Annotated in this window: 1 protein-coding gene; it reads right to left on the bottom strand. The window is 48.8% G+C overall.

All coding sequences use genetic code 11. The features are described 5' to 3' along the window. Positions 1–471 (bottom strand): DNA methyltransferase (locus tag SQ11_RS16250; RefSeq protein WP_198140928.1); only part of this gene is annotated, 471 nt, incomplete at both ends.

Here is a 471-nt window from a genome sequence, read left to right as displayed (position 1 = left end):
GACTCCGAACACCGAAAGGCAAGAATGTTGTCCTTCAATGAATAAAACCTCTTGGCATTATTCGATCTGGTGTACCGTTTTTCCCATGCAATCTGCGCCACAAAATTTGTGGCCCCAAAAATTTCATCACAACAATGACGCAGGCTAGCCACCTCTCCATCGTCAATGGTGATAGATATCAAACCATCATCTCGCAGCAGGTTTCGAGCGAGGCGCAGCCGGGAATACATCATGGTTAGCCAATCGGAATGGAATCGTCCATTTGCTGCGGTATTGGCAGCCAGTCGATTTCCATCTTCATCCACTTGATTCGAGCGGCGCAGGTATTCACCTGCATCCTCAGCAAAGTCATCTTCGTAGATGAAGTCATTGCCCGTGTTGTACGGCGGGTCAATGTAGATCATCTTCACCTTGCCCAGATACGTCTCCTGCAACAGCTTCAACGCATCCAGGTTGTCGCCTTCGATGAAC

Origin of the sequence: Nitrosospira sp. NpAV, from assembly GCF_000832065.1 — a bacterium.
GTDB lineage: Bacteria > Pseudomonadota > Gammaproteobacteria > Burkholderiales > Nitrosomonadaceae > Nitrosospira.
Note: the sequence above shows the minus strand (reverse complement) of the source record. Positions and strands in the feature narration are given on the sequence as shown.